General features: G+C 45.3%; 25 protein-coding genes. 12 read left to right on the top strand and 13 right to left on the bottom strand.

Annotated elements, in window-relative coordinates; genetic code table 11:
* The first annotated feature begins 202 nt into the window (after positions 1-202).
* Both PAEAM_RS09355 and PAEAM_RS09350 read left to right on the top strand, forming a co-directional pair.
* Positions 203-844: a spore coat protein gene (locus tag PAEAM_RS09355; RefSeq protein WP_100527654.1), complete on the top strand. Its 642-nt coding sequence runs from the start codon at positions 203-205 to the stop codon at positions 842-844.
* 242 nt (positions 845-1,086) lie between these two features.
* Entirely contained in the window at positions 1,087-2,040 is a 954-nt protein-coding gene (locus PAEAM_RS09350) for a hypothetical protein (protein WP_100527303.1), read from the top strand.
* A gap of 99 nt (positions 2,041-2,139) precedes the next feature.
* On the opposite strand, the gene PAEAM_RS09345 is transcribed toward PAEAM_RS09350, so the two are convergent.
* Both PAEAM_RS09345 and PAEAM_RS09340 read right to left on the bottom strand, forming a co-directional pair.
* Positions 2,140-3,075 carry a sigma-70 family RNA polymerase sigma factor gene (locus tag PAEAM_RS09345; protein WP_100527302.1) on the bottom strand — a complete coding sequence of 312 codons (936 nt, stop codon included), beginning with the start codon at positions 3,073-3,075 and terminating at the stop codon, positions 2,140-2,142.
* 33 nt (positions 3,076-3,108) lie between these two features.
* Positions 3,109-3,555: a carboxymuconolactone decarboxylase family protein gene (locus PAEAM_RS09340; RefSeq protein WP_100527301.1), complete on the bottom strand. Its 447-nt coding sequence runs from the start codon at positions 3,553-3,555 to the stop codon at positions 3,109-3,111.
* 409 nt (positions 3,556-3,964) lie between these two features.
* On the opposite strand from PAEAM_RS09340, the gene PAEAM_RS09335 reads away from it, so the two are divergent.
* Entirely contained in the window at positions 3,965-5,011 is a 1,047-nt protein-coding gene (locus PAEAM_RS09335) for an aromatic ring-hydroxylating oxygenase subunit alpha (RefSeq protein WP_100527300.1), read from the top strand.
* A 466-nt stretch (positions 5,012-5,477) separates the two neighbouring features.
* Here the strand turns inward: PAEAM_RS09335 and PAEAM_RS09330 are convergent, their stop codons facing one another.
* Positions 5,478-6,299, bottom strand: coding sequence for a cupin domain-containing protein (locus PAEAM_RS09330; protein ID WP_100527299.1), 822 nt, complete (start codon positions 6,297-6,299; stop codon positions 5,478-5,480).
* Between the two features lie 151 nt (positions 6,300-6,450).
* Positions 6,451-7,500 carry a leucine-rich repeat domain-containing protein gene (locus PAEAM_RS09325; protein WP_100527298.1) on the bottom strand — a complete coding sequence of 350 codons (1,050 nt, stop codon included), beginning with the start codon at positions 7,498-7,500 and terminating at the stop codon, positions 6,451-6,453.
* A 108-nt stretch (positions 7,501-7,608) separates the two neighbouring features.
* Between PAEAM_RS09325 and PAEAM_RS09320 the strand changes: the two genes are divergently transcribed.
* Entirely contained in the window at positions 7,609-7,908 is a 300-nt protein-coding gene (locus tag PAEAM_RS09320) for a hypothetical protein (protein WP_133120422.1), read from the top strand.
* A 90-nt stretch (positions 7,909-7,998) separates the two neighbouring features.
* Here the strand turns inward: PAEAM_RS09320 and PAEAM_RS09315 are convergent, their stop codons facing one another.
* Genes PAEAM_RS09315 through PAEAM_RS09285 form a run of 7 tightly spaced genes read right to left on the bottom strand, consistent with a single transcriptional unit; the run spans position 7,999 to position 13,039 of the window.
* Positions 7,999-8,604: an SMI1/KNR4 family protein gene (locus tag PAEAM_RS09315; protein WP_243391286.1), complete on the bottom strand. Its 606-nt coding sequence runs from the start codon at positions 8,602-8,604 to the stop codon at positions 7,999-8,001.
* A gap of 21 nt (positions 8,605-8,625) precedes the next feature.
* Complete coding sequence (locus PAEAM_RS09310) at positions 8,626-9,048, bottom strand: hypothetical protein (protein WP_100527296.1); 423 nt, start codon at positions 9,046-9,048, stop codon at positions 8,626-8,628.
* 32 nt (positions 9,049-9,080) lie between these two features.
* On the bottom strand, positions 9,081-10,382 hold the full coding sequence (locus PAEAM_RS09305) for a hypothetical protein (RefSeq protein WP_100527295.1): 1,302 nt from the start codon (positions 10,380-10,382) through the stop codon (positions 9,081-9,083).
* A gap of 21 nt (positions 10,383-10,403) precedes the next feature.
* The gene (locus PAEAM_RS09300) at positions 10,404-11,138 is read right to left on the bottom strand and encodes an SMI1/KNR4 family protein (RefSeq protein WP_100527294.1); all 735 of its coding nucleotides are present in this window, start codon (positions 11,136-11,138) and stop codon (positions 10,404-10,406) included.
* A 45-nt stretch (positions 11,139-11,183) separates the two neighbouring features.
* Entirely contained in the window at positions 11,184-11,744 is a 561-nt protein-coding gene (locus PAEAM_RS09295) for a hypothetical protein (protein WP_100527293.1), read from the bottom strand.
* On the bottom strand, positions 11,741-12,391 hold the full coding sequence (locus tag PAEAM_RS09290) for a hypothetical protein (RefSeq protein ID WP_100527292.1): 651 nt from the start codon (positions 12,389-12,391) through the stop codon (positions 11,741-11,743). Before PAEAM_RS09290 ends, PAEAM_RS09295 begins: the two co-directional genes overlap by 4 nt.
* Before the next feature lie 39 nt (positions 12,392-12,430).
* Positions 12,431-13,039: a hypothetical protein gene (locus tag PAEAM_RS09285; RefSeq protein ID WP_100527291.1), complete on the bottom strand. Its 609-nt coding sequence runs from the start codon at positions 13,037-13,039 to the stop codon at positions 12,431-12,433.
* A 279-nt stretch (positions 13,040-13,318) separates the two neighbouring features.
* Here PAEAM_RS09285 and PAEAM_RS09280 point away from each other — a divergent pair, with 279 nt between their 5' ends.
* Both PAEAM_RS09280 and PAEAM_RS09275 read left to right on the top strand, forming a co-directional pair.
* Complete coding sequence (locus PAEAM_RS09280) at positions 13,319-14,311, top strand: multicopper oxidase domain-containing protein (protein ID WP_100527290.1); 993 nt, start codon at positions 13,319-13,321, stop codon at positions 14,309-14,311.
* 56 nt (positions 14,312-14,367) lie between these two features.
* The gene (locus PAEAM_RS09275) at positions 14,368-15,069 is read left to right on the top strand and encodes a Crp/Fnr family transcriptional regulator (protein ID WP_100527289.1); all 702 of its coding nucleotides are present in this window, start codon (positions 14,368-14,370) and stop codon (positions 15,067-15,069) included.
* Positions 15,070-15,201: 132 nt separating this feature from the next.
* Here the strand turns inward: PAEAM_RS09275 and PAEAM_RS09270 are convergent, their stop codons facing one another.
* Positions 15,202-15,924 (bottom strand): ZIP family metal transporter, encoded by a 723-nt coding sequence (locus PAEAM_RS09270; protein ID WP_017687819.1) that lies wholly within the window; start codon positions 15,922-15,924, stop codon positions 15,202-15,204.
* A gap of 177 nt (positions 15,925-16,101) precedes the next feature.
* On the opposite strand from PAEAM_RS09270, the gene PAEAM_RS09265 reads away from it, so the two are divergent.
* The 6 genes from PAEAM_RS09265 (at position 16,102) to PAEAM_RS09240 (ending at position 19,900) form a co-directional block, all read left to right on the top strand.
* Positions 16,102-16,803: a Crp/Fnr family transcriptional regulator gene (locus tag PAEAM_RS09265; protein ID WP_100527288.1), complete on the top strand. Its 702-nt coding sequence runs from the start codon at positions 16,102-16,104 to the stop codon at positions 16,801-16,803.
* A 302-nt stretch (positions 16,804-17,105) separates the two neighbouring features.
* Positions 17,106-17,339: a DUF2249 domain-containing protein gene (locus PAEAM_RS09260; protein ID WP_036613358.1), complete on the top strand. Its 234-nt coding sequence runs from the start codon at positions 17,106-17,108 to the stop codon at positions 17,337-17,339.
* Positions 17,340-17,356: 17 nt separating this feature from the next.
* Positions 17,357-17,731 carry a hypothetical protein gene (locus PAEAM_RS09255; protein ID WP_100527287.1) on the top strand — a complete coding sequence of 125 codons (375 nt, stop codon included), beginning with the start codon at positions 17,357-17,359 and terminating at the stop codon, positions 17,729-17,731.
* Positions 17,718-18,323, top strand: coding sequence for a DUF2249 domain-containing protein (locus PAEAM_RS09250; RefSeq protein ID WP_036613355.1), 606 nt, complete (start codon positions 17,718-17,720; stop codon positions 18,321-18,323). Before PAEAM_RS09255 ends, PAEAM_RS09250 begins: the two co-directional genes overlap by 14 nt.
* Before the next feature lie 13 nt (positions 18,324-18,336).
* Positions 18,337-19,569 carry a hypothetical protein gene (locus PAEAM_RS09245; RefSeq protein ID WP_100527286.1) on the top strand — a complete coding sequence of 411 codons (1,233 nt, stop codon included), beginning with the start codon at positions 18,337-18,339 and terminating at the stop codon, positions 19,567-19,569.
* A gap of 31 nt (positions 19,570-19,600) precedes the next feature.
* Positions 19,601-19,900, top strand: coding sequence for a metal-sulfur cluster assembly factor (locus PAEAM_RS09240; RefSeq protein ID WP_100527652.1), 300 nt, complete (start codon positions 19,601-19,603; stop codon positions 19,898-19,900).
* A gap of 226 nt (positions 19,901-20,126) precedes the next feature.
* Here the strand turns inward: PAEAM_RS09240 and PAEAM_RS09235 are convergent, their stop codons facing one another.
* Positions 20,127-20,468 carry a cupin domain-containing protein gene (locus PAEAM_RS09235; protein ID WP_100527285.1) on the bottom strand — a complete coding sequence of 114 codons (342 nt, stop codon included), beginning with the start codon at positions 20,466-20,468 and terminating at the stop codon, positions 20,127-20,129.
* Positions 20,469-20,487 lie beyond the last annotated feature (19 nt).

The raw sequence follows: 20,487 nt of genomic DNA, 5'->3' as shown, positions 1-20,487 counted from the left end.
TTCTACAAGAAAGCTACTTCGGAAGCATAAGCTTATCACCGGATTTTCACCTTTGTAAAATCGAATTAAAAATCTGGGGATAACAGCGATCGGAAGGTTGTTCTGTCATCGGAGTGGCTAGTGTAAATATTCTTTCGTTCAGCTTATATAGAATCATACCATTTACCAAAGGAGAATCAAATTTACAATGAATCCAAATTCGATGCACCCTCAAAATTTAGTACAACCCACATTGAATGCTAATCCAAATGTCACTCCTAACATGAATCATGGCGGCCATGAGATGTTCGATGTACATGAGATTCTGTCCTCCAACATTAACGTCCTGGATCAATACATGATCTTTCGCACATTTGTGCAGAGCCAGGAACTGATTGGCATTCTGGACCGGCAGTACAACTTCATACTATCCCAGTACAATCTGACAGCAGAGTGTTTCGCATCCGGACAGAAGCCTCATCAAGAGACAGCTACCTATATGATCCCCAACATGGTACCACCGGTATATGGCCTTAAGCCATCAGCACCGAAAAAGCCAAACCAGAGCTTGGCCGATGTAAAGGATGCCGGGATTAGCGGTCATATGCTGGGACTGATCAAGTCACATGCGAGTCTGCTCGGCATGTCTTGCAGCGAGATCACAAATGGAACGGTTCGCCGAGTCATCGCTTCACAGATCCAGCATTTTATCGAGATGGCCTATGAAATTTTCATGTTCCAGAATAAAAACGCCTATTATCAAGTACCTCAACTCACTCCAAGTGATACACAACAGATGCTTCAGGCATACATTCCAGCAACCGGAGCACCTCAGATGCCTATTAACAATAAACCACTTCATTAATTAGAAAATAAAGTCCGATTCCCCAGAACAGTCTCTTGAACCCTTTCGGGTTATAGGGGCTGTTCTTTCATTATTTGTAATCATTTTCCTACTGAAGACACTTGATTCGCTTACCAGAAACTGGTTTAATCAAAGACAAACCCGTACATATTCAACTTACGGATCATACATATAAAATAGGGTGAAATGCCGTTATACGAGAATTCAAATGGCTTTTTCTTCATTAATGGGGAGGTATACAAATGAGATGGAAGCAACCTGCTAAACTTGGTTTACTGGCTATGGCTCTTGGCTGTACTGCCATTGGCGCAACACTCACACCTTCAACAACACTAGCTGCACCTGTCCCCGCTTCCAAAGCGGTGTATCATCAATTCCAAACCTATCGAACAGAAGCAGTAAAGTCCACAGAAAGTCTGGTTAAAGCGCGTAAATACCTGATGAATCATATCGATAAAGTCGACCCTTGGCAGGCCACACTAATGACGCTGCAACTGGAGAACATGCAGAACGTGAAATTGGCTAATATGGACTACCAAATGTATACGGAACAATTTCAACAGGCCATATCTCAAGCCCATGAACAACTTGGTTACGAACAGAAGCTTACATATAGTCGTCTGCTCAAAGAAATTAAAGATCCGACCGTGAAGAAACTTCTGCAGGAAGCTTCAGATCTCGGGTTCAAACTGGAAACCAGTGAAGGCTTGTATTACCCCATCATCAATTATGAGATATACCAAAAGTTCAAGCCTTTTGTAAAGGCTGATATTGCTGCATACATTGATATTATGGCTACCGAGTCCAACCAAATGACAACTTCAGATGGGGGCATTATCATCTCTTGGAACGAATTAATCCAGCGTGCATTGGAGAAAGAAGCCTTTTTGAACAACTTCCCGAATTCCAATCGCACATCAGCAGTGAAGCAAGGGTTATTTGTGGATTATCTCTTTTATGGAAGTGACAACACGCCTGCTTATGATTGGTACACGGATGAAGAAATTCGCACCATGGACCCTGAGGTGAAACAGGCTTACGAGAAAGCTTTGGCTAAGCGGGAGCCCAATACGGAGAGTGTTCTTCTGGACACTATGGAAAAGATTTTACTGGTTCTCAATCAGAACAATGATGAGCTTACACCTGAAGTCAGAGCAATCATTGAACCTGTTCAACAACAATTTGCCCGTGAATAATCGGATGCTGAATCGCAAAATGTGAATGCCAAAAAAGCGGCAATCCTCGTGACAGAGGTTGTCGCTTTTAAGTCTACATATCAAGTCGTTACGTTTGGATCAAAGAGTTGAAGTGACTATTGATGTAAGTTTGTTCGGATTGACAACGAGATACACACCCTCAATCCGCTCTCCGGAAGCGTCCAGCTCCAAACAGAGTACCTCGGACAACTGCCCTTCTTTCATCAACGCGAGTTGAAGTTCGCCATTGATGCACATCGGTACCCATTCTCTTTCACGCAATCGTGTAAGGACTCGCCGTGAGGTCAGGAGTGCAAGCACACCTTTGTGCACGTTCATTGTTCTCATAACCGTATGCACAACGCCACCGCCATCTGCTGTAAATACAGGCTGATCCGCGAGTAACTCGAGCATAGCAGAGACATCATAACGAAGGAAAGCCGTTGTAAAACGGCTCAGCAATTCACCTTTGGCTATCATATCCGCATCACTCTGCTCGATCGGCGGAAGTCTTTCGGGCAGATTTCGTCTGGCGCGGCTAAAGATTTGACGACAGTTACTCTCCGTTTTGCCCAGCCAATCCGCTATTTCGGAATAATCATATCGGAACGCTTCACGAAGGACAAAAACAGCCCGTTCCATGGGCGATAGACGCTCCAACATGACCAGATAGGCGTAGGAGATCAGCTCTTTTTTCTCCATCGTTTCCTCTGGCATGTTCGCCTCTTCACTGTCACCCATCGGCTCTGGCAACCACTCACCAACATAACTTTCCCTCTGATTACGGGCGGAATTTAGCAGATTCAAACTTCGGTTCACAATCAATCTGGCGATGTAGGACTTGGGATTACGAATATCCTGAGCAGACGTGCTCTGAATCCCCGCAAAGCAATCCTGCACAATATCTTCAGCTTCTACCACACTGCCCAACATGCGGTAAGCTATTGAAAATGCATATTTTTTATAACGAATATACAACTCACCAACATCCAGAGAAGACTCATCTGGCTCATTGGCGTGGAGATTGGAATTCATAAGAATGGCCCCCTCTGGCATAGTGCGTGTATTTTAGTTAAAGCAACCCGGATACATCCCAGTTGTGATCGCAATCCGGTTCCAGTTATTAATCGTGTTAATGGCCAAGATCAGATCCACCAGTTCGGATTCACTGAAATGTTCACGAACCTTATCGTATAACGCAAGTGGTACACCGTGTTCCGAGATTCGGGTCACCGCTTCAGCCAGCTCCAGCATAACACGTTCTTGATCCGTGAAGAAAGGCACTTCACGCCACACACTCAGCAATAAAATATGATCCGCATAATCTCCCAGTTTCATCAGATCTTTGGCATGCATATCTAGACAAAAGGCGCAACCATTAATCTGGGACACTCGGATTTTTAACAGCTCATACAATACTTTATTTTCAAATTGCCCGGATATATATTGCTCCATTGCCATCATCGCTTTAAAAGCGCCTGGACTCGCTAATCTGTAATTCGTTCTTAAATTCATTTTTCATTCGCCTCCGTCATTTGGTTTACATACTGTAGACAAATGACGGCTGGGATCTGTGACATTTTCGCGAAAATCTTTTTATGCCCACAAGAATGGTTGCTCAACTAACGGATATTCACAATGAATTCTGATGGCAGGACAACCTCCATGGAGTTAGTAATCAGTAATGGAAAAACATACTGAAAGGTTATTCTCTTTTCTACAATTAACATCTAACGTAAGAAAAATCCGCGTTTTTCCGTATCCATGTACGGTTTTTACTGAACTGTTTGTGATTTCAACTAAAAGTAGGTTGGATATATTGATATTTTGACCAAAAGAGTAGTAACATACGGCTAATAAAGTTAACTTTTCTGACATGAAAAAAAAGAGAATCGTTTATCCATATCAGCAAGGAGTGTTTCCTATGATAACTTACAACGCAAACCATACAATGACTTCCGAATTACCTAGAGGGTGTACGTTCACCGCTGAAGACTGGCATGTATTATCCCAATATTGGTACCCGGTAGCCCAAGCAACCGAAGTAACAGACAAACCCCTGGCTGCTCAATTACTCGATGTGAAGCTGGTTCTCTATCGCAGTAATGATCAGGTTGTGGTAGCCAAGGATCTTTGTTTTCACCGCGGGGCTCCACTTAGTAAAGGCTGGGTAGAAAATGGCGAGATTGTCTGCCCTTATCATGGTTTCCGTTATAATTGTGAAGGAAAATGTACCGCAGTACCTGCGCACCCAAGCTCCAATATCTCGCCTAAGCTCAAACTTATCGTGTACCCGGCAGTCGAACGTTTTGGCTTGATCTGGACCACTTTGGCGGGAACGGAAGAACAGATCCCCTCCTTCCCTGGATGGGATGATCCGGATTATATCAATATTCTGCCGCCCAACTTTGACATTGCTGGTTCCTCTGGACGACAAATGGAGGGATTCCTGGATGTATCCCATTTTGCCTATGTGCATACCGAAACGTTTGGTGACCGAAACAACACCGAAGTCCCCCAGTACAAGGTGAAACGCGAAGGTAATGAGTTACTGGCTGAGTATTGGAGTACTGTAAGTAACTATGGCAAAGGACAAGATCTTGTTGCACCTGAAGGTTTCCAATGGCTGCGCGAGTTTCGAGTGTTCCCACCTTTTGCGGCTTCTCTTACGGTACATTTCCCAGGAGACGACAAGCTGAATATTCTGAATTGTGCTTCGCCAATCTCTGCCCGTTATACACGTTTATTCTGTCCAATCACACGCAACTTTGACAAAGACGCTCCGATTGAAGACACAATCAAGTTCAACTTGCAGGTATTTGAAGAAGACCGCGAGATGGTCGAGTCACAGAAACCGGAGGATCTGCCCCTTGATCTGCATGCCGAGGCCCATATTCCCGCAGACCGTACTTCGATAGCTTATCGTCAATTATTGACGGAGCTTGGCTTGGGACGAAATTACACATCGTAAATTAAATAGCTGTTCTTCTTTAACCTCAGGCAAGCTATCGATGATGGATGTCAGCGCCTAAAAAGTCTTGAAGTACTATCCTGCGGTCTCTGGGGAATGGGTTGAAAATTTTCTTAGGAACTCAGGACATCTTATTTGGCCTCTAGGTCCTCAGTTAAAATTGTAAGGAACCTCAGACTCGTTATTTCCCAAAATCCCCGATAAAAACACTTCATACGGCTGTTTATTCTGATATAACGTGTCTCAGATTCTTTAGATTTTTGAGCACGCCTCAAATCCTTGATTAAGACGCCTACGATTCGTTAGCACTCCATGCTCCGGACACGTTCAGGTATGCATCGGCTTTCAGCAGGTTTGAAGACACCTTTAATCAACAAAAGAAGCGTTCCTTTGCGGACGCTTCTTTTGCTATACCTAATTTAACTGAAATACTTATGTGTATTAGATAAACCTCGCCTCATGACCGTCATCTGTCCTCTTGATTATTCGTATTCATAGGAAGCTCTCTATAATACGGACAGCCCGGCTCATGAATAATACGTGGATCAACCCAAGTGCCCCAGTACGGAAGACGGTTTACGTAAGGTTGCATGTTTGGTTGGTTGTTCGGCTGTGAGTTGGGTTGCATGTTTGGTTGTACATTGGGTTGTGTGTTTGGTTGCATGTTTGGCTGTACATTGGGTTGTACATTAGGCATTACGTAAGGCTGATGATTCACATTTGGAGCACTGTTAGAGGCAGGAGCCGTTGAAGGCTGGCAATCTGCCGGCGGGCCAATAATCACTGTTTTTTGAATGGGAGCCAGCGCTTCTTGAACTTTTTTCTCATCCAGACAGTACGTATAAGCCAAAAGTTTTGCAGGGGTAAGACGTAAGGTGTCTGAGCCAAATATCGCTTCAGGAACCGGAGCATCAAATATTGCGAGTAAGTGCGTGTGATCTGCAGTAGCCACTTCATAGTGCCACCAGCCTTGAGGAACGTTAGCCACCTGCCCCGGAGTAATCGGGAAATGAAGAAGCTCGTTGGTAAACGGATTAATGAGGGAAACAACTGCCGCACCGCTGATGCAGTATACCAACTCCGTTGCATTCTGATGCGTATGTGGTTCAACCACATTGCCCGTGTTGAGGAAAATATCCAGTAAAGAAGCATTGCCCAGTGTGTTTAACTGCTTGATGGAAAGAGCGTTAATATAGTTGTTCTCATCCTTCTTGAATAACGGGTTATTGCTCAAATCGTAAGTAAATTCGGTGGTTGGTAAAGTGTAATCCATGTATGAGGTTGCCAAAATAAAACGCCTGCCCTTCGCTCTCGGTTTAGGTCATAACCTATATGCCAGCTTATGCCCAGCGCCCAGATACGTGAGCCCATTTCCGCCAAGTTTTCCTCGCATAACAAATATCCCTGACTCGGACATCCCGAGCAGGGCTCATTGGCTATTAAAGTTCTGCTTCGTCGGAGATGTCATCACAACTAATCCCTAATGGAGTACTGTTCAAATTTACACTCTGAAGCCAACTCATTCGCTTGACCATGTCTGGCGTTCCCTCGATCAAACCATCAGTTACACTCAAATAACGTAGTTTCTTTAGTTTCTCCAGTTCAGGCGGAAGCTCACGTATGCCCGAATAGCCTATATCCAGAGTTACGAGTTCGCTCAATTCACCAATCTCGGCTGGAATATGTTTCAGACCAAGATCCGACTTCTCCTTAGGCTTCCATCCGGTCGGAACATGATAAGAACTGCCGCAATAAATTCTAAGCTCTCGAAGTTGTTTCAATTTTCCAATGTCTTGGTGAATACCTTCCAAATCCGCCGTCATGATCTCCAATTCTTCCAATGATGTCAGTTCGAAAAGGGCTGGAGGAAGCGTATAAACATCCTGCTCAAAAATTGTCAAACGTTTCAAGTGCTTTAATTCCCGAATACGTTCCGGAATCTCTTTCAAGTAATGTGAACTAATATTCAGCACATCCGTCTGATGTCTAATCGCATCGTCCAGTAAGCAATGAATGTCCTGATGTCGATCTAATCTAAAAAATAACCCAGTGATTCGCTCCATTAGCTCAATTGCTTCTTCTTGTGTAATATGCATGCCATACATATTCTCATGAGCAACAGTGTAGAAGTAGTCACTTCCATCCTCGTTCAAAAAACAAAGATCATCTGGCATTGAGGGATATAACCAGTCATGAAAGCGGTTGGCTTCCTCCTTAAGGATCTGCCCTGATTCCGGCGTGCAACGATATATGTAATAAATCCCCTCTGAATACATGGCGCCACTTTTCATCATCATTTCTTCCATCGTACTGCTTTCAATCAAATACGGATCCAATCTCCGTAACACTGTAGTAACTCTTTCAGGTGTAGCTTCCTCAGCATATTTTCTGTCAACCAGCATAAAACGATCTGTCTTCTCGATCAATTCGTCAATCAATAGTTCATAGGCAGTTCCTCTTGGATCAGTGTGAAAAGCTACGGCTACCATAGGTTCCCCCTCATTACTCATTATTCATTAATCTTCAATCTGCTGTATCATCTGAAACCACGGTGGCATAGGCTGATATCATCAATGAAGTTATTGGAGGCTTGTTACATGGCATACGGCCCTGGTTCAGTGTCATCCCCGCAACCTGCGGGTTATCCTTACCCTTATTATCCGCCACCCCCACCGTATCCTTACCCTTATCCTTATCCATACCCGCCCATCGTTCCTGTTCCACTACCATATCCGATCGGTGGTCCTTGGTGGCATGGTGGATATCCCGGCGGTGGTTACCCCGGTGGACACCCTGGTCATTTCCCAGGAGGTGGCTATCCAGGCGGACCTCATGGAGGTGGACACGGAGGACCTCCAGGCGGAGGATTTCACGGACATCGTTTCTTCCAGTGGTAATCATTAGACTTATTCAAAGTACTGGTTCAGATAAAGGAGCTGCTTCGGCAGCTTCTTTATTATTGAAGGAATTTTCTAATCGTGCAGAATTTAATACGTGATCTCATCCATCATCTTCAGATTACGGTTAGACATACTGAGGAGATCCGTGAAGGTAGGCGTTAGATAATAGACAAAGTCCGGATCGTGCACATACATAATAATCTGCCCATACGCCCCTTCATCCGTCGGATCAAAATCGAGCATCAGATACAGTGAACCACCTGCGATCGTTGCAAAAGGAATCCATGGTTTATGGAACAGGTATGGTTTGATCTCCGGGTCCAGCTGGCTGATCTCTTCGGCAGAATAATACTCTTCAAGCTTCTCATCCACTTCACAGAAGTATTGTTTGGTCTCTCGAATCTCTTCCAATGACATCAGATAAAAGGGTATACATCTGCCCGTCTCGGCATCACCCGGGTACAGCACATGCAACCCGTAGCCACTACCGTCTTTCCTTTGGTAAAAGGCACGAAAATCGCCAGGCAGCCGGACGCCATACTCCTTTTCGAATAGATCCAGACTTTCCTCGGATGCACCTTCCCGATGTTGATATTCTGCAAACAATTGCCGAATCTCTTGATCCTGTATTCTCTCATCTAACAAGTGACTCAACTCGTCCATTAGCACGTTTAATGATACATTCTGCTCCAATCTCACCACACCTCCCCTAACTCAGTTCTTCTCTTCTTGTAGATATTGATGATATTCCCAAAACGCTTCTTCCTCTCCGCCGCCTTCAATCAGAATCATGACTGCATAAGATAACAAATTAAGCCATTGTTCCATCAACGCCACCTGTTCGTCGGAAATGAGGTTGTTGTTGCGAAGCATGCCTTCGGGTTCAACGGCCCAAGCACGGGCCATATGAGTAATTCCCCATAGACATGCCATGACTTCCCGATCCAGTGAAGGCCGTGCAAGTTCGGACGCCAGAACACGCAGTATCTCCATCAACTCATGAAAATTCTCCTTAATCAAATGTCCACGGAAAGGCCGCAGACTGCCAATAAAACCGTTCTCCATCTTGGGATGACTCAGATCATCATAAGAAAAGGAGTGACATTTTAATAACGTTACAGCCTCTTCACGTTCCATCCCTTCACCCCTTTGCAGGTTGTAATACGACCTTACCAGCGAAGAGGTTCTTCTCCACGCCACAACACATACCGCTCCAACTCACGAAGAGTGCCTGTACCGATCCCGTACTCGTCCATTTCTTTGGAACGAAGATCAAGCACATGCAGCATGCCACCATATGTACCAACTGCCAGCTTGGACTGCTCTGGTGATACGGCGAGAGAATAGATCGTACTACCTACAAAATGGCGCCATACTTCCTTTCCCTTGTTATTCACACAATACAGATAACCATATGCATCTCCAAGCACCATGCCGGCCTCTATTTCCACTGCTGCATACACACGTGCATTCTCATCCATCACTGGCCAATCTTCCTTCGTTTCGTTGCCTGCAATTGATTCCAGCGGGACCTGTATCGTGACCCCGTTATAGAAATGACATGCGTTAAACCAGACGTTCTGGTTATCACCGGTGAATGCTGCATAATGAGGGTAGCTCGATTCTGGATAGAGAGAGTATGTCTTGCTCAGCCGACGGTCCATCACCATATGATTGCTTCCTTGGCTGCCATAGGCAATCCATCTACAATTCCTTGATACAGCTGCATGTCCCATATCTATCTGTGTATCCTCTAGCTCATACTCTTCGATCTCTGCCAGATCGGGATGAAGCAAGGTCACCTGGGCTTGTGTGACGAGATATATCCCGTATCTTGAATGTATGAGTAGTGCTTTGCCTTCATCGATAGGGATAAGTCCTTCAAGTGTCCGTTCGGGATGCTCACAGTCCGCAAGTGATTCAATCCGAGGTAATGCCGACTGTATCCGGGCTTGAATATCTTCCCATTGATATGTCGCTATCTCCTGTCCTTCCAACTTGCGATCTGGCTGACGAATGATACGAATCCCATCCGGTCCTGCAAGCGCAAAGTCAAGTCCATCCGATGAGCAACCTGCAAAAGTATATGGAGAGATCAACTGCCATCCGTGCTGATCCATCGTATATATCTGACTATTCTCCGTGAAAATCCCCGTATTACATACAATCGTTTCCTCGTTCAGATAACCTACAACTTTGACCGCTTGCATGGAAGCCTGAAACGCCTCGTTCAATGGCCACGTCGCTGCGGGTAGCTCATGTCGAAGCACCTCCACATCACCATGGAGATTGGCCTGTCTCACCATATGGAATACTTCAGTACTCATTCCGCTTCTGGAGTCTACCTCCAACTCGGATTCATCCGGTTGCTCTCCCTGCATACTTCTCCGGACAAATGCATTGACATCCCTTGCATAACGCTTGCCTTCATTGCGCCATTGTTCCGCAATGTCTTCCTTTAACCAACTCATAGGTGTCCCTCCACTCTGCCCCTATTCATATGCCGTACAATGATGTGCCTGCAAGAACATACTGATTTCGTTATCCGTCGCCTCCTCCGCACCATTCTTTTCTTCATAGAACAGGGCAACTTCTCTCCCAGCTGCATAGTTAAATCGTAAATATCCTCCCATCGACACCATGAACATCTTGCACATGTACTCATTCTCCAACACAGCATCCCACTTAAATTCTGTTTTGCATGTATCGGCGAGTTCCTTCATGGTGCTTCCTTGTTCCGTCCCTGAAAAATGGTAAAACGTATGTTTCCGCAGCTCATTCCACGGCTCAAAATAAAGTGGCGTTATTGGTTTATCCTGATGGTAATACCCACAATAGATCCGGTCCAGCGTTTCGCCAAATTCAGTCTCCGAGCATGTCCATAAGGTGATATTTTCATCATGACGCGGTAGCCACAACAGCCCCTCAACTTCCGGATGAACAGCAAGGAAATCTCCATCTACAGAACTGCCGATGGAGATGCACTGCTCAAGTTGCTGCTGACTTATAGGCGAATCATCCGTATGTATCCAAAAATCATAATCCACAAAAGGCTTCAACACTTCCGGGTCTGGCCTCTGCACATTCATCCATCCCGTGTATGTACCTTCCCCATATTGTTCAATCCAGGTACGGTATGATAAAGGTAGCGAGATGGCGTGCTGTTGTTCAAAGTGATCCAGTTCCTCCGCTGGAACCGGCTTAAGTACACGGGATACAATATACATTTGTCGACATCTCCCATCTCAGTTTGGTTCATTCGTTTTCAGGATCTAAGCCAGTTCTTCCTGTACAATTTCAGTCCATACTCCTTTACGATTCAGAATGCGAATGGCAAAAGCATCATATCCATCACGCTTGACCTGATCAAAATGCATGCGCTCTCCCGTAATCAGTTCATATGCACCATTTTCATCTACATCTTCGCCAAACTCTTCATCCCAAGGCACATTGTAGTAAGCCGTCAACTCTACTTCAAAGATGTCCTCTCCTTCAACATCCAGGTAAGGACGAAGGGGTCTGTCATGTAGTGCGTCTTCCGAATAGGTCTCACATAACATGGCATCATATCCGTGCTTGGCGGTATCAATGAGCAGATAGCGCTCACCCGTGACCGTATGCTCCGCATATACAAGAAGAGGTGTCGAATCATGCCAGGCAATCAGATCATCTTCCGTCAAGTCACCATAATAAAAAATATGGAATTTATCATGACCGTCACTCATTTGAAGTTTGCCTTTCCACTCCACTTCATCGGACTTTATGTTCTCTTCCTTCCTAATTAATCCTTCCAGATAAGCAGGTCCATGTTGTACACCATACTCATTCATCATCTCGCCTCCGATTTGTTCATTCGAATGGTAACCACTTTGTGTTCCTCATCCACCGTCAGTTTCACATCGATGTTCAGCTTGTCACGGAATAACGCCGTAATATTGATATACGGATCGCGGGCAGCTTCGCTACTACCGCCACTATTACGGCTCATTCCCTGATGAATGATGGACTTCACCAATTCGTTATCCGCTTTGCCGGTATTATCGTAGGTGTAGATCACCTGCCCATCCTGATCATACAGATTTAAGACCGTTGCAAAATCATTGGCGTTCTCATACTTTCTTTCAGTCTGCACATAGTTGTGATCCGTATGTTGATAGTTTACAGTACCAGCCAGATACGGATTGTCCCCGCCGGGCTTCACATCATACTCCTTATAGGCCAGATTAAACAGGTATTGGATATGATTCATATCAATTCGGTAATAAAACTGACGGTTATCTTCCTCTTTGTCCATCGCTGCAAAACTGTTAATCAGCGGCCAAGCCCCATAGGACTTCCCATTAACATCAACGGCCAGAGCATAGTCAGATAATACTGTCTCTTTTTGAAATACACCAAATGTCTGTAAAATAAAATAAGCCGGAATCATCAACATACCCAGAATGACTGCAAAAATAGTAAGTTTAACTCGTAGTTTCATGTCTTCTCTCCTTGCGGCTTTAACTCTTCGCTTTCAGTCTTATCCAGTCTTGTGCTGAAGCTTCGACAGTGTACGCACAACTACATCCCTGTTCTTCGCATCCTTGATATAAGAAGGAATACTATGTGAAGCCGTTCGTATAGGCATATTGCCGTATTTTACACGCAGATCTGCGGAGACATAAGCGATGAGATAATTCAGATGCTCCCGATTCACAGCCCATATTATTTTTCCTCTGAAATTATCCAGGAAGTATAATTCCAGCCCGAACACAGGATCTTTCCCTGCACAAATCTCGGAAAAACACCTTTGGTATGTCGGCTTGGCGTGTAATTCAACCTGATTCACAGAACCACAATGCGGACATTCCACATGCGTCGATCGGTGAGACGTTTTCTTCTCGTCTGTGACTTCCACGTTAAACCAACGTTCACATACAGCGCAATTCCCCTTGGCTTTATATTGATATACTGGTCCTTCAAAAGCTTGAGCGTAACATTCGTAACACTTCCACCCCATTTGACCATTCCGTTGATCAATCGAAGCGTGCCCACCGCATTTGGGACATTTCACATCAATCCGCTCTCCCCGTCGAAGAACCGAATAGAAACTATACTTATACGCACCTTCATCTTCGAAACGTTTCATCCTGTATCCACCTTTCTTCTGAAACTACGACATACACAGCGTCAAAATACTCAACATTTACCAATCCATCTCTCTAAAATTATATGAAACTCCGTTGCTCAGCACAACAATTGAAGACAGATTGTTGGAAATGCCTCTAATACGACATACCCAAGTGTGTGCCTCATCACACCCGTCTCCACCTCAATAACGTAATCTATAACTAAATAACTACTGAAATGAAAGAAAACCTGCTTTTTAGATTGTGAAAAACATCACTTGAGTAAAGGTTGTGCAACTATGTCCTCCTTACTGAATGTATATAAATGGTCACTCGTATTCGCTATATTCACAGCAACTCTCTCTCACTGTAGTTCAACCGATACAGTTAAACCTGTTGACCACGATGAAGTCTCCTCCTCCTCTGCGATCAGTCAACCCCCGGTGGACCCGATCATTCGCAGAGAAGGTACTACGGTATATATTGAAATGACGGCCCAAGTTACAGATGTCGAAATCTCCGAAGGTGTGATCTACAACGCTTGGACATTTAATGGCACCGTTCCCGGACCCGTCCTACGAGTGACCGAGGGAGATACCTTGGTGTTCACGTTGAAAAATAAAGATTCCAGCCTGCCTCACTCCATGGATTTTCACGCTGTACATGCTGCTCCCAGCAGCAAATTTATTGATGTTATGCCAGGCAAGGAAGGCACGTTCACCTATTCCACCTCCTCACCCGGTGTATTCATGTATCACTGTGGAACCAAACCGGTCCTTGCCCATATCGCCAACGGGATGTACGGCATGATTATTGTGGAACCCAAAGCAGGATACCCTTCCGATCACTTGGTTGATCGTGAGTATACCCTTGTTCAGAGTGAATGGTACAAAGAACATGACTACGAAGCTTTTTTGAACGGGGAACCGGATTATGTCGTATTTAACGGCAATGATTATGGATTAATAAAACATCCCCTGTTAGCCAAAGTAGGAGATACGGTGCGAATCTATGTCAGTAATGCCGGACCCAATGAAGTCTCATCCTTCCACGTTGTGGGTACCATTATGGACCGTGTGTATACGGATGGAAATCCACGCAACATCCAGTATGGAATACAGACGGTTATGCTTCCCGCAAGTGGTGGAGCTGTCGTAGAGTTCACCGTGACCGAAGAAGGTGATTATGCGATTGTAACCCATCAGTTCAACCATGTAGCCAAAGGCGCTGCCGCTGTTCTGCGTGTGACCAAGGATGGAACTGATCATGGTGGACCCGCGATGTCTCACTGAGACATGACAATAGATAATGGCTATACTTATCCTGAACCATTCGAGGTGATTAAACGATGATCTGTACACACGAAGTGAAGGATGCCTGTTTCTCCAAAGTATCTCTGTTCCAGCATCTTGATCCATCCGAAGCTGCCTTGTTGATCTCCCTTCTGCATACCCGCAAATATAACAAAGGCGAAGTTGTCGTCCAGGAGGGAGAACGCTCAGATACGCTTTATGTGGTTCATCAGGGAGGTGTGAAGTTATCCAAATACAATGAAAATGGCAAGGAACATATTATTCGGTTTCTGTTTCCCGGTGATTTCTTCGGACAAGATTCCCTGTTACACCAAAAACCACATGCCGCGAACGCCGAAATTCTGGAGCCTTCAGCCATCTGCTCTATCAGCAAACATGACTTTGACCAATTACTTGAACATGATCCGAAGCTTGCTTATCATTTCCTGCTTGCCATTACCAAGCTGCTCCGTGAAACAGATGAATGGAACAGCTCGCTCAGTGCGATGACAACGGAACAGAAGATTGCCAAGTTGCTTTTGTATTTTCATACCCGAAATCATGCAAAACATGAGATACGCTTGCCTGTTTTCAAAAAAGATATGGCTCTGCTGCTCGGTATCACACCAGAGACACTTAGTCGTAAACTCGCCATGATGCAATCTCAGGGACTGCTTCAGGTTACAGGAAACTGCATCCTTATTCTACAACTGGAGCAGCTCAGGGAAAAAATTGAATCGCCTGCCCGAAGCCAATGAATTAGGTACGAAAACTTGCAGATGCGTAGGAAGCTGTTTTGGCAAAAAAAGAGTATCCAATCAGAAAACACTCTGTTCGGATACTCTTTTTATGTAAAATTCAACTCATAGATCGGAAACTTGTTCTGTCATCTACAGATCCAGCAACAGCGACACAAGCAATCCCATGGATGCAATCAAACCCACAACAGGCCCACCCTCTTCAAAGGCTTCCGGCATCATCGTCGAGCAGATCATGGCAATGATTCCGCCACCTGCAAATGCACCAATCGCTGCACCCATCTCCTCTGGAAGCTGTTCCAGAAACAGATATCCACCCAGTGCTGCAATCGCGGAGATCAATAGTACACTCAGCCACATTAATATGATTTTGCCACGACTGTATTTGCCCTGTAGTCCAACCGTACTGGACAGACCTTCAGGAATGTTGCTGACAAAGATCGATACTACCAGGACCACACTGACACCGTTACCGGCCAGCAAGCTGGCACCAAGCATGATGGATTCCGGGATAGCATCCATTACTGTTCCTGCAAAGATCCCAAGCCCGCTTTGGTTCGAGTCTCCCGACTTTGCCGAACGTTTACGCCCCGCCCCTCCCTTTGCAGAAACGAGCAGGTCAAACAGGGTATACACAACGGCACCCGCCGTAAATCCAATGGCGGTAGGTATTATTCCTCCATCATTCAGCGCATCTCCGAGAAGTTCAAAGGTCGCTGCACCAATTAATGTTCCTGTCCCAAAAGCCATGATCCATCCAATGACTCGTTTGGGAATCTTCAGAAACAAGGCTGCGAGTGCGCCAATGACAACCGCTGAGGCAGAGATGCCGCCCCACATGAATGCAGTCCACATCCGGGCCGACCCCTCTCTTGTTTAATCATATTCTATCATTCCATTAACCCAGGTTGAGTAATCAAAAACAGTGATGTGGCTTTACGGTGATCTATATCACCTGATGTGTTCAAAAATCACGCTATGATGAAATGATGTCGTCGTTCAGAACTATGAACACAGAGAGGAGAGATTCTCATGAATAGGGTAAACAAAGATACAACAACGGAGTTTCTACAACAGTTCCCCATCTTCCAGGACCTTAGCCCCGAGGAATTAAAGCAAGTCGAAGATATCGCCATTTCCAGAAGTATTCAGAAGAAATCGGTTATTTTCAGCGAAGGAAGCGAAAAAGAAGCTGTCTTTTTCATCCGTACCGGCATTGTAAAGGCCTATAAAACCGATGAGAACGGGCATGAACAGATTGTCTCTTTCCTCAAAACAGGAGATATGTTCCCACACACCGGCTTTTTTAATGCGCACCCTTACCCGGCTACCGCAGAAGCAATTACCCCTACCGAACTACTAGCCATACCTGTCCGACTTTTCGAACGATTAATGCTGAGTACACCTTCCATTGCGATCAAAATTATGCGTGTGCTCGGTGACAAAATAAGAGAATTACAGGATAAATTGCAGGTGCTCTCTGGTCAGGATGTACGCAATCGTGTACTTTCCTTCCTTCTCATGCTCGCAGATCAGCACGGACAGACGCATGGAGACCAGATTATCATCAACCTGCCCATGACACATCAGGAGTTTGCCAACTCCATTGGAACTACAAGGGAAACAGCGAATCGGCTTTTAAACCAGCTTACAAAAGAGAATTTGCTCGAAGTGGATCGCAGCCGGATCATCATTCATGATTTGCAAGCTTTGAAGGAACAAAGGGATACGTGACCACCCTGCACCCAGCTACACTGTTTTCTCCCACGCTATTACATTACACTGTGTGTGCACAAAGAGACCTTAACGACCGTAATCGATGTTAAGGTCTCTTTCGCATGCGCAATTAGCAATATACGTATCAGAATATTTTTAGTTTTGGCTTGACAATGGCACTTTTTCCATACAGGATTCTGACTCAAATAAGGCGAGACTATGACATTAAAAAAGGTGTGAGCAGGCTCACACAGCCCCCTCCTCATGTTTTCTATAATCAAATTGCAACACCACACTATCCCTATTTGGAGGAATGACACATGAACACATACGCAGCAACCATTAATGCCACAGAGTATCCACCGCATTTGAAACATAAAGTTATTTTCGAAACGTTTGATCAGTTGCAACCACAGGAATCCATGTTGCTTATTAACGATCACGATCCAAAGCCTCTTCGATTCCAGTTTCAATCCACACATCCCGATGGCTTCAACTGGGAGTATATTGAGCAGGGTCCTACAACCTTCCAGGTCAAAATCAGCAAATTATAGATTGGAGCTGAACCGCTATGGCGCACGTTGAAATCATTGACGATACTACACTCCGCATCACGCTGCGGCTGGAAGACGCTACAACCATGGTTCAAATGGCACAGCGTGAGCAAGCGGAATATGCTCAAGAGATTATCACCATTTACGAAAAAATGCCTGTGTTCGAATATACTCATTTCTGTTTTTACGCCTATGACAGTGCAAGACTTTTTGAGCGTGTGCTCGGCATGGACCCCAAAGCCTACCTGTCCTTCTCCCTCGATGCGCCGGAGTCATTCTTCTATGCGCTGTACGGTGGAATGGCCGCCCTGTATGAATCAGCGCTACAGTTGGTACAGCAGGCGGATGCAGCTAGTGCAGGATCGGATGTGAACGCACATGTCTCCATCTGATGTCCATATTGTTGAATTGGATGTGCGTCCTCATCTGAGTAAAAAGTTAGAGCCGTTTCAACTGATCATGGACACGGTCAAAGGCCTTCAGCATGAAGATGTCTTTGTACTTCATGCTCCATTCAAACCAACGCCTCTGCTCGGTATTCTCAAGATGAAAGGGTACTCCAGCACATCGGAACGAAAGGGTTCAGATCACTGGGTCACCACGTTTGTGCACAAAAAAAACAAAACCGGTGCCAAAGCATTATCTGCAATGGTTTTATCTGGATCGGAAGTCGATTCTAAGCCCGGTTCAGACGAAGAATCAGCTTCATGCAATGGCCATCCAGAGGAGCAAGCTGTTGCGATTGAAAACTTTGAATCCCTACAGGCGCCCACCGTTATACTGGACAATCGCGGATTGGAACCGCCACAACCCATGATGCGAACACTTGCCGCACTGGAACGTTGCAAACCTGGGGAAGTCGTACTGATTCATAATGACCGTGTGCCAGTCTTCTTGATTGAAGAGTTAAACAATCTCGGTTGTTCCTACACCGTTGAGGATCAAGCCGATGGTACGGCCAAAGTGAGAATTGAAAAAGGGTAAGGAGGCAAAGGCCATGTCCAGGTTGCCGTTTCTTTTTATCATCACGGGCATCTTTGGATTTGTAATGTATCACGCATTCTCCCTGCTCTCGCTGACAGGCTGGCTTGGTGAGGAACTCAGAGGACCCGAAGGCTGGTTTCATGCCCATTTATTTGTGCTCGGGTGGGCAACCATGCTGGCTATGGGTGCCGTTTATCAGTTGATACATGTTATTTTGCAATCCAATATCTACAGTCTGTTTCTTGGTTATTGTCATTATTTCTTGTTCAGTATCGGAATCGTGGGCATGTTATACGGCTTCATCCGTGCAGATGTCATCTGGATTGCGGGTTCTGCTACACTCGCTCTCTCTGGCATTCTGTTGTTCGGATGGAATATGGCCGTTACCCTCATCCGTGCCTCACAGTGGAATCCGGTAACGATCAGTGCAGCTTGTTCCTGTCTTTATCTGGTTCTAACCGGGCTTTCCGGTATGCTGATGGGTCTGAATTTTGCCTTTGGTGATTGGAATAGTCTGCATGAACGATTATTCGGTGCACATATCTGGATGGGAACACTAGGCTGGTTTGGCATGTTAATTACCGGCTTCAGTTACAAAATGCTTCCGATGTTCTACCTGTCCCACGATTATTCCATTCGACTGCAAAAAGTGGTCTTGGTTCTGTGGAATGCAGCTGTAGTTACAGGTGTTGTCGCATTTCTGACAAGTATTAAGGGAGGATTGCTCTGGCTTGCGCTCTTACTTCTAACCTCAGCCCTGCTCTTCTATGTGTATCACTTGGAGAAAATTCAGGAGAAACGGCACAAAAATAACCCAGGTCCGGGCATTCGCTGGTCTGTGTATGTAAGCCGTGCGTTTGCTGTATATGCTTTTGCCCTACTGATCTATTCCTCGCAAGGGACTGAACTGCTGCTCCATCCAAGGGTTGTTCTGCTGTCTGGATGGGTATATCTCGGGGGCTGGGTGTCCCTCACCATACTCGGATATGCCTCCAAAATCGTGCCTTTTCTATGGTGGACCCACAAATATGGCAAGCAGGCCGGCAGACCCGGAACACCGCTAATGGCTGGTATGCTGAGTGAACGGAACGTCCATTGGGGGATGATCGCCATGGTGGCTGGAAGCCTTCTGCTTGTCAGTGGAATTCTGATTAATCTGGCAGAGGTCATGATGGTTGGAGGAACAATCTTATCTCTGGTCTCCATCGTATATATAGCGAATATTGCTTTGGTATTCCGACGTTAATATTAAAAAGGTAGATTGGAGAGTGAGCATGATGGAACAAACCACGCATTTGCTAGAATGTCTCAAGCAAGTGTATGACCCTGAATTAGGTGTCAATATCGTTGACTTGGGTCTGGTGTATGAAGTAAGGGAAGAGCCTGAACGGGTTCATGTACGGATGACGCTGACTACACCAGGTTGCCCGCTGCATGATACGATTGTCGGAGCAGTAAAATGGGTTTTGCAGGAAAATACAAATAAGACCGATATTGATGTTCAAGTCGTGTGGGAGCCACAATGGTCTCCACAGCTGATGTCGAATGAAGCCAAGGAAATGCTGGGATACTTCTAGGCAGAATGACTATAGACCGGATGAATGAACAAATTGCGGGCAGAATACGAAAAAGCGTACTTAAGATCTGATACTCTCAGACCCAGGTATGCTTTTTGTTTGCTATGAGAACCACACTTGGTCAAGCATTCTTGAATAAAAAATAAATAAGGAAACTCCAGAATAGAGTTCCCCTTATATTGGTGTCGATCAGTGAATCATTTTATAGATTCCTTGATGTTAGATGTTAGATGTCCTTTGCATAGGATGCTGCTGGCACTTTGTTTAACACCACGAACAAACGAACCTCCTGATCTCCTGTATTATGGAATGCGAACTCTGCTTCACCGCCGCAATGGATCACATCCTCTTGTTTCACCTCTTGTTCTTTTCCATCCAGAATAAGTGTACCTGTGCCTTCGACTACCAGCAAAATAACGTCTGTGCCTGGATGTTTATGAACGGGAAGCTGCTGACCTGGCAGAAAATGAAGTACAAAGGTCACTCCACCACCCTGTTGGAATAAAACCCGTTTCGTGAAACGGTCCTCACTGAATGTTTTGACTTCTTGCAATGACGTAATACTCATGATAATCGTCCTCCTCGAT

The organism is Paenibacillus sp. GM1FR (genome assembly GCF_002803315.1).
Lineage (GTDB): Bacteria > Bacillota > Bacilli > Paenibacillales > Paenibacillaceae > Paenibacillus > Paenibacillus amylolyticus.
Note: the sequence above shows the minus strand (reverse complement) of the source record. Positions and strands in the feature narration are given on the sequence as shown.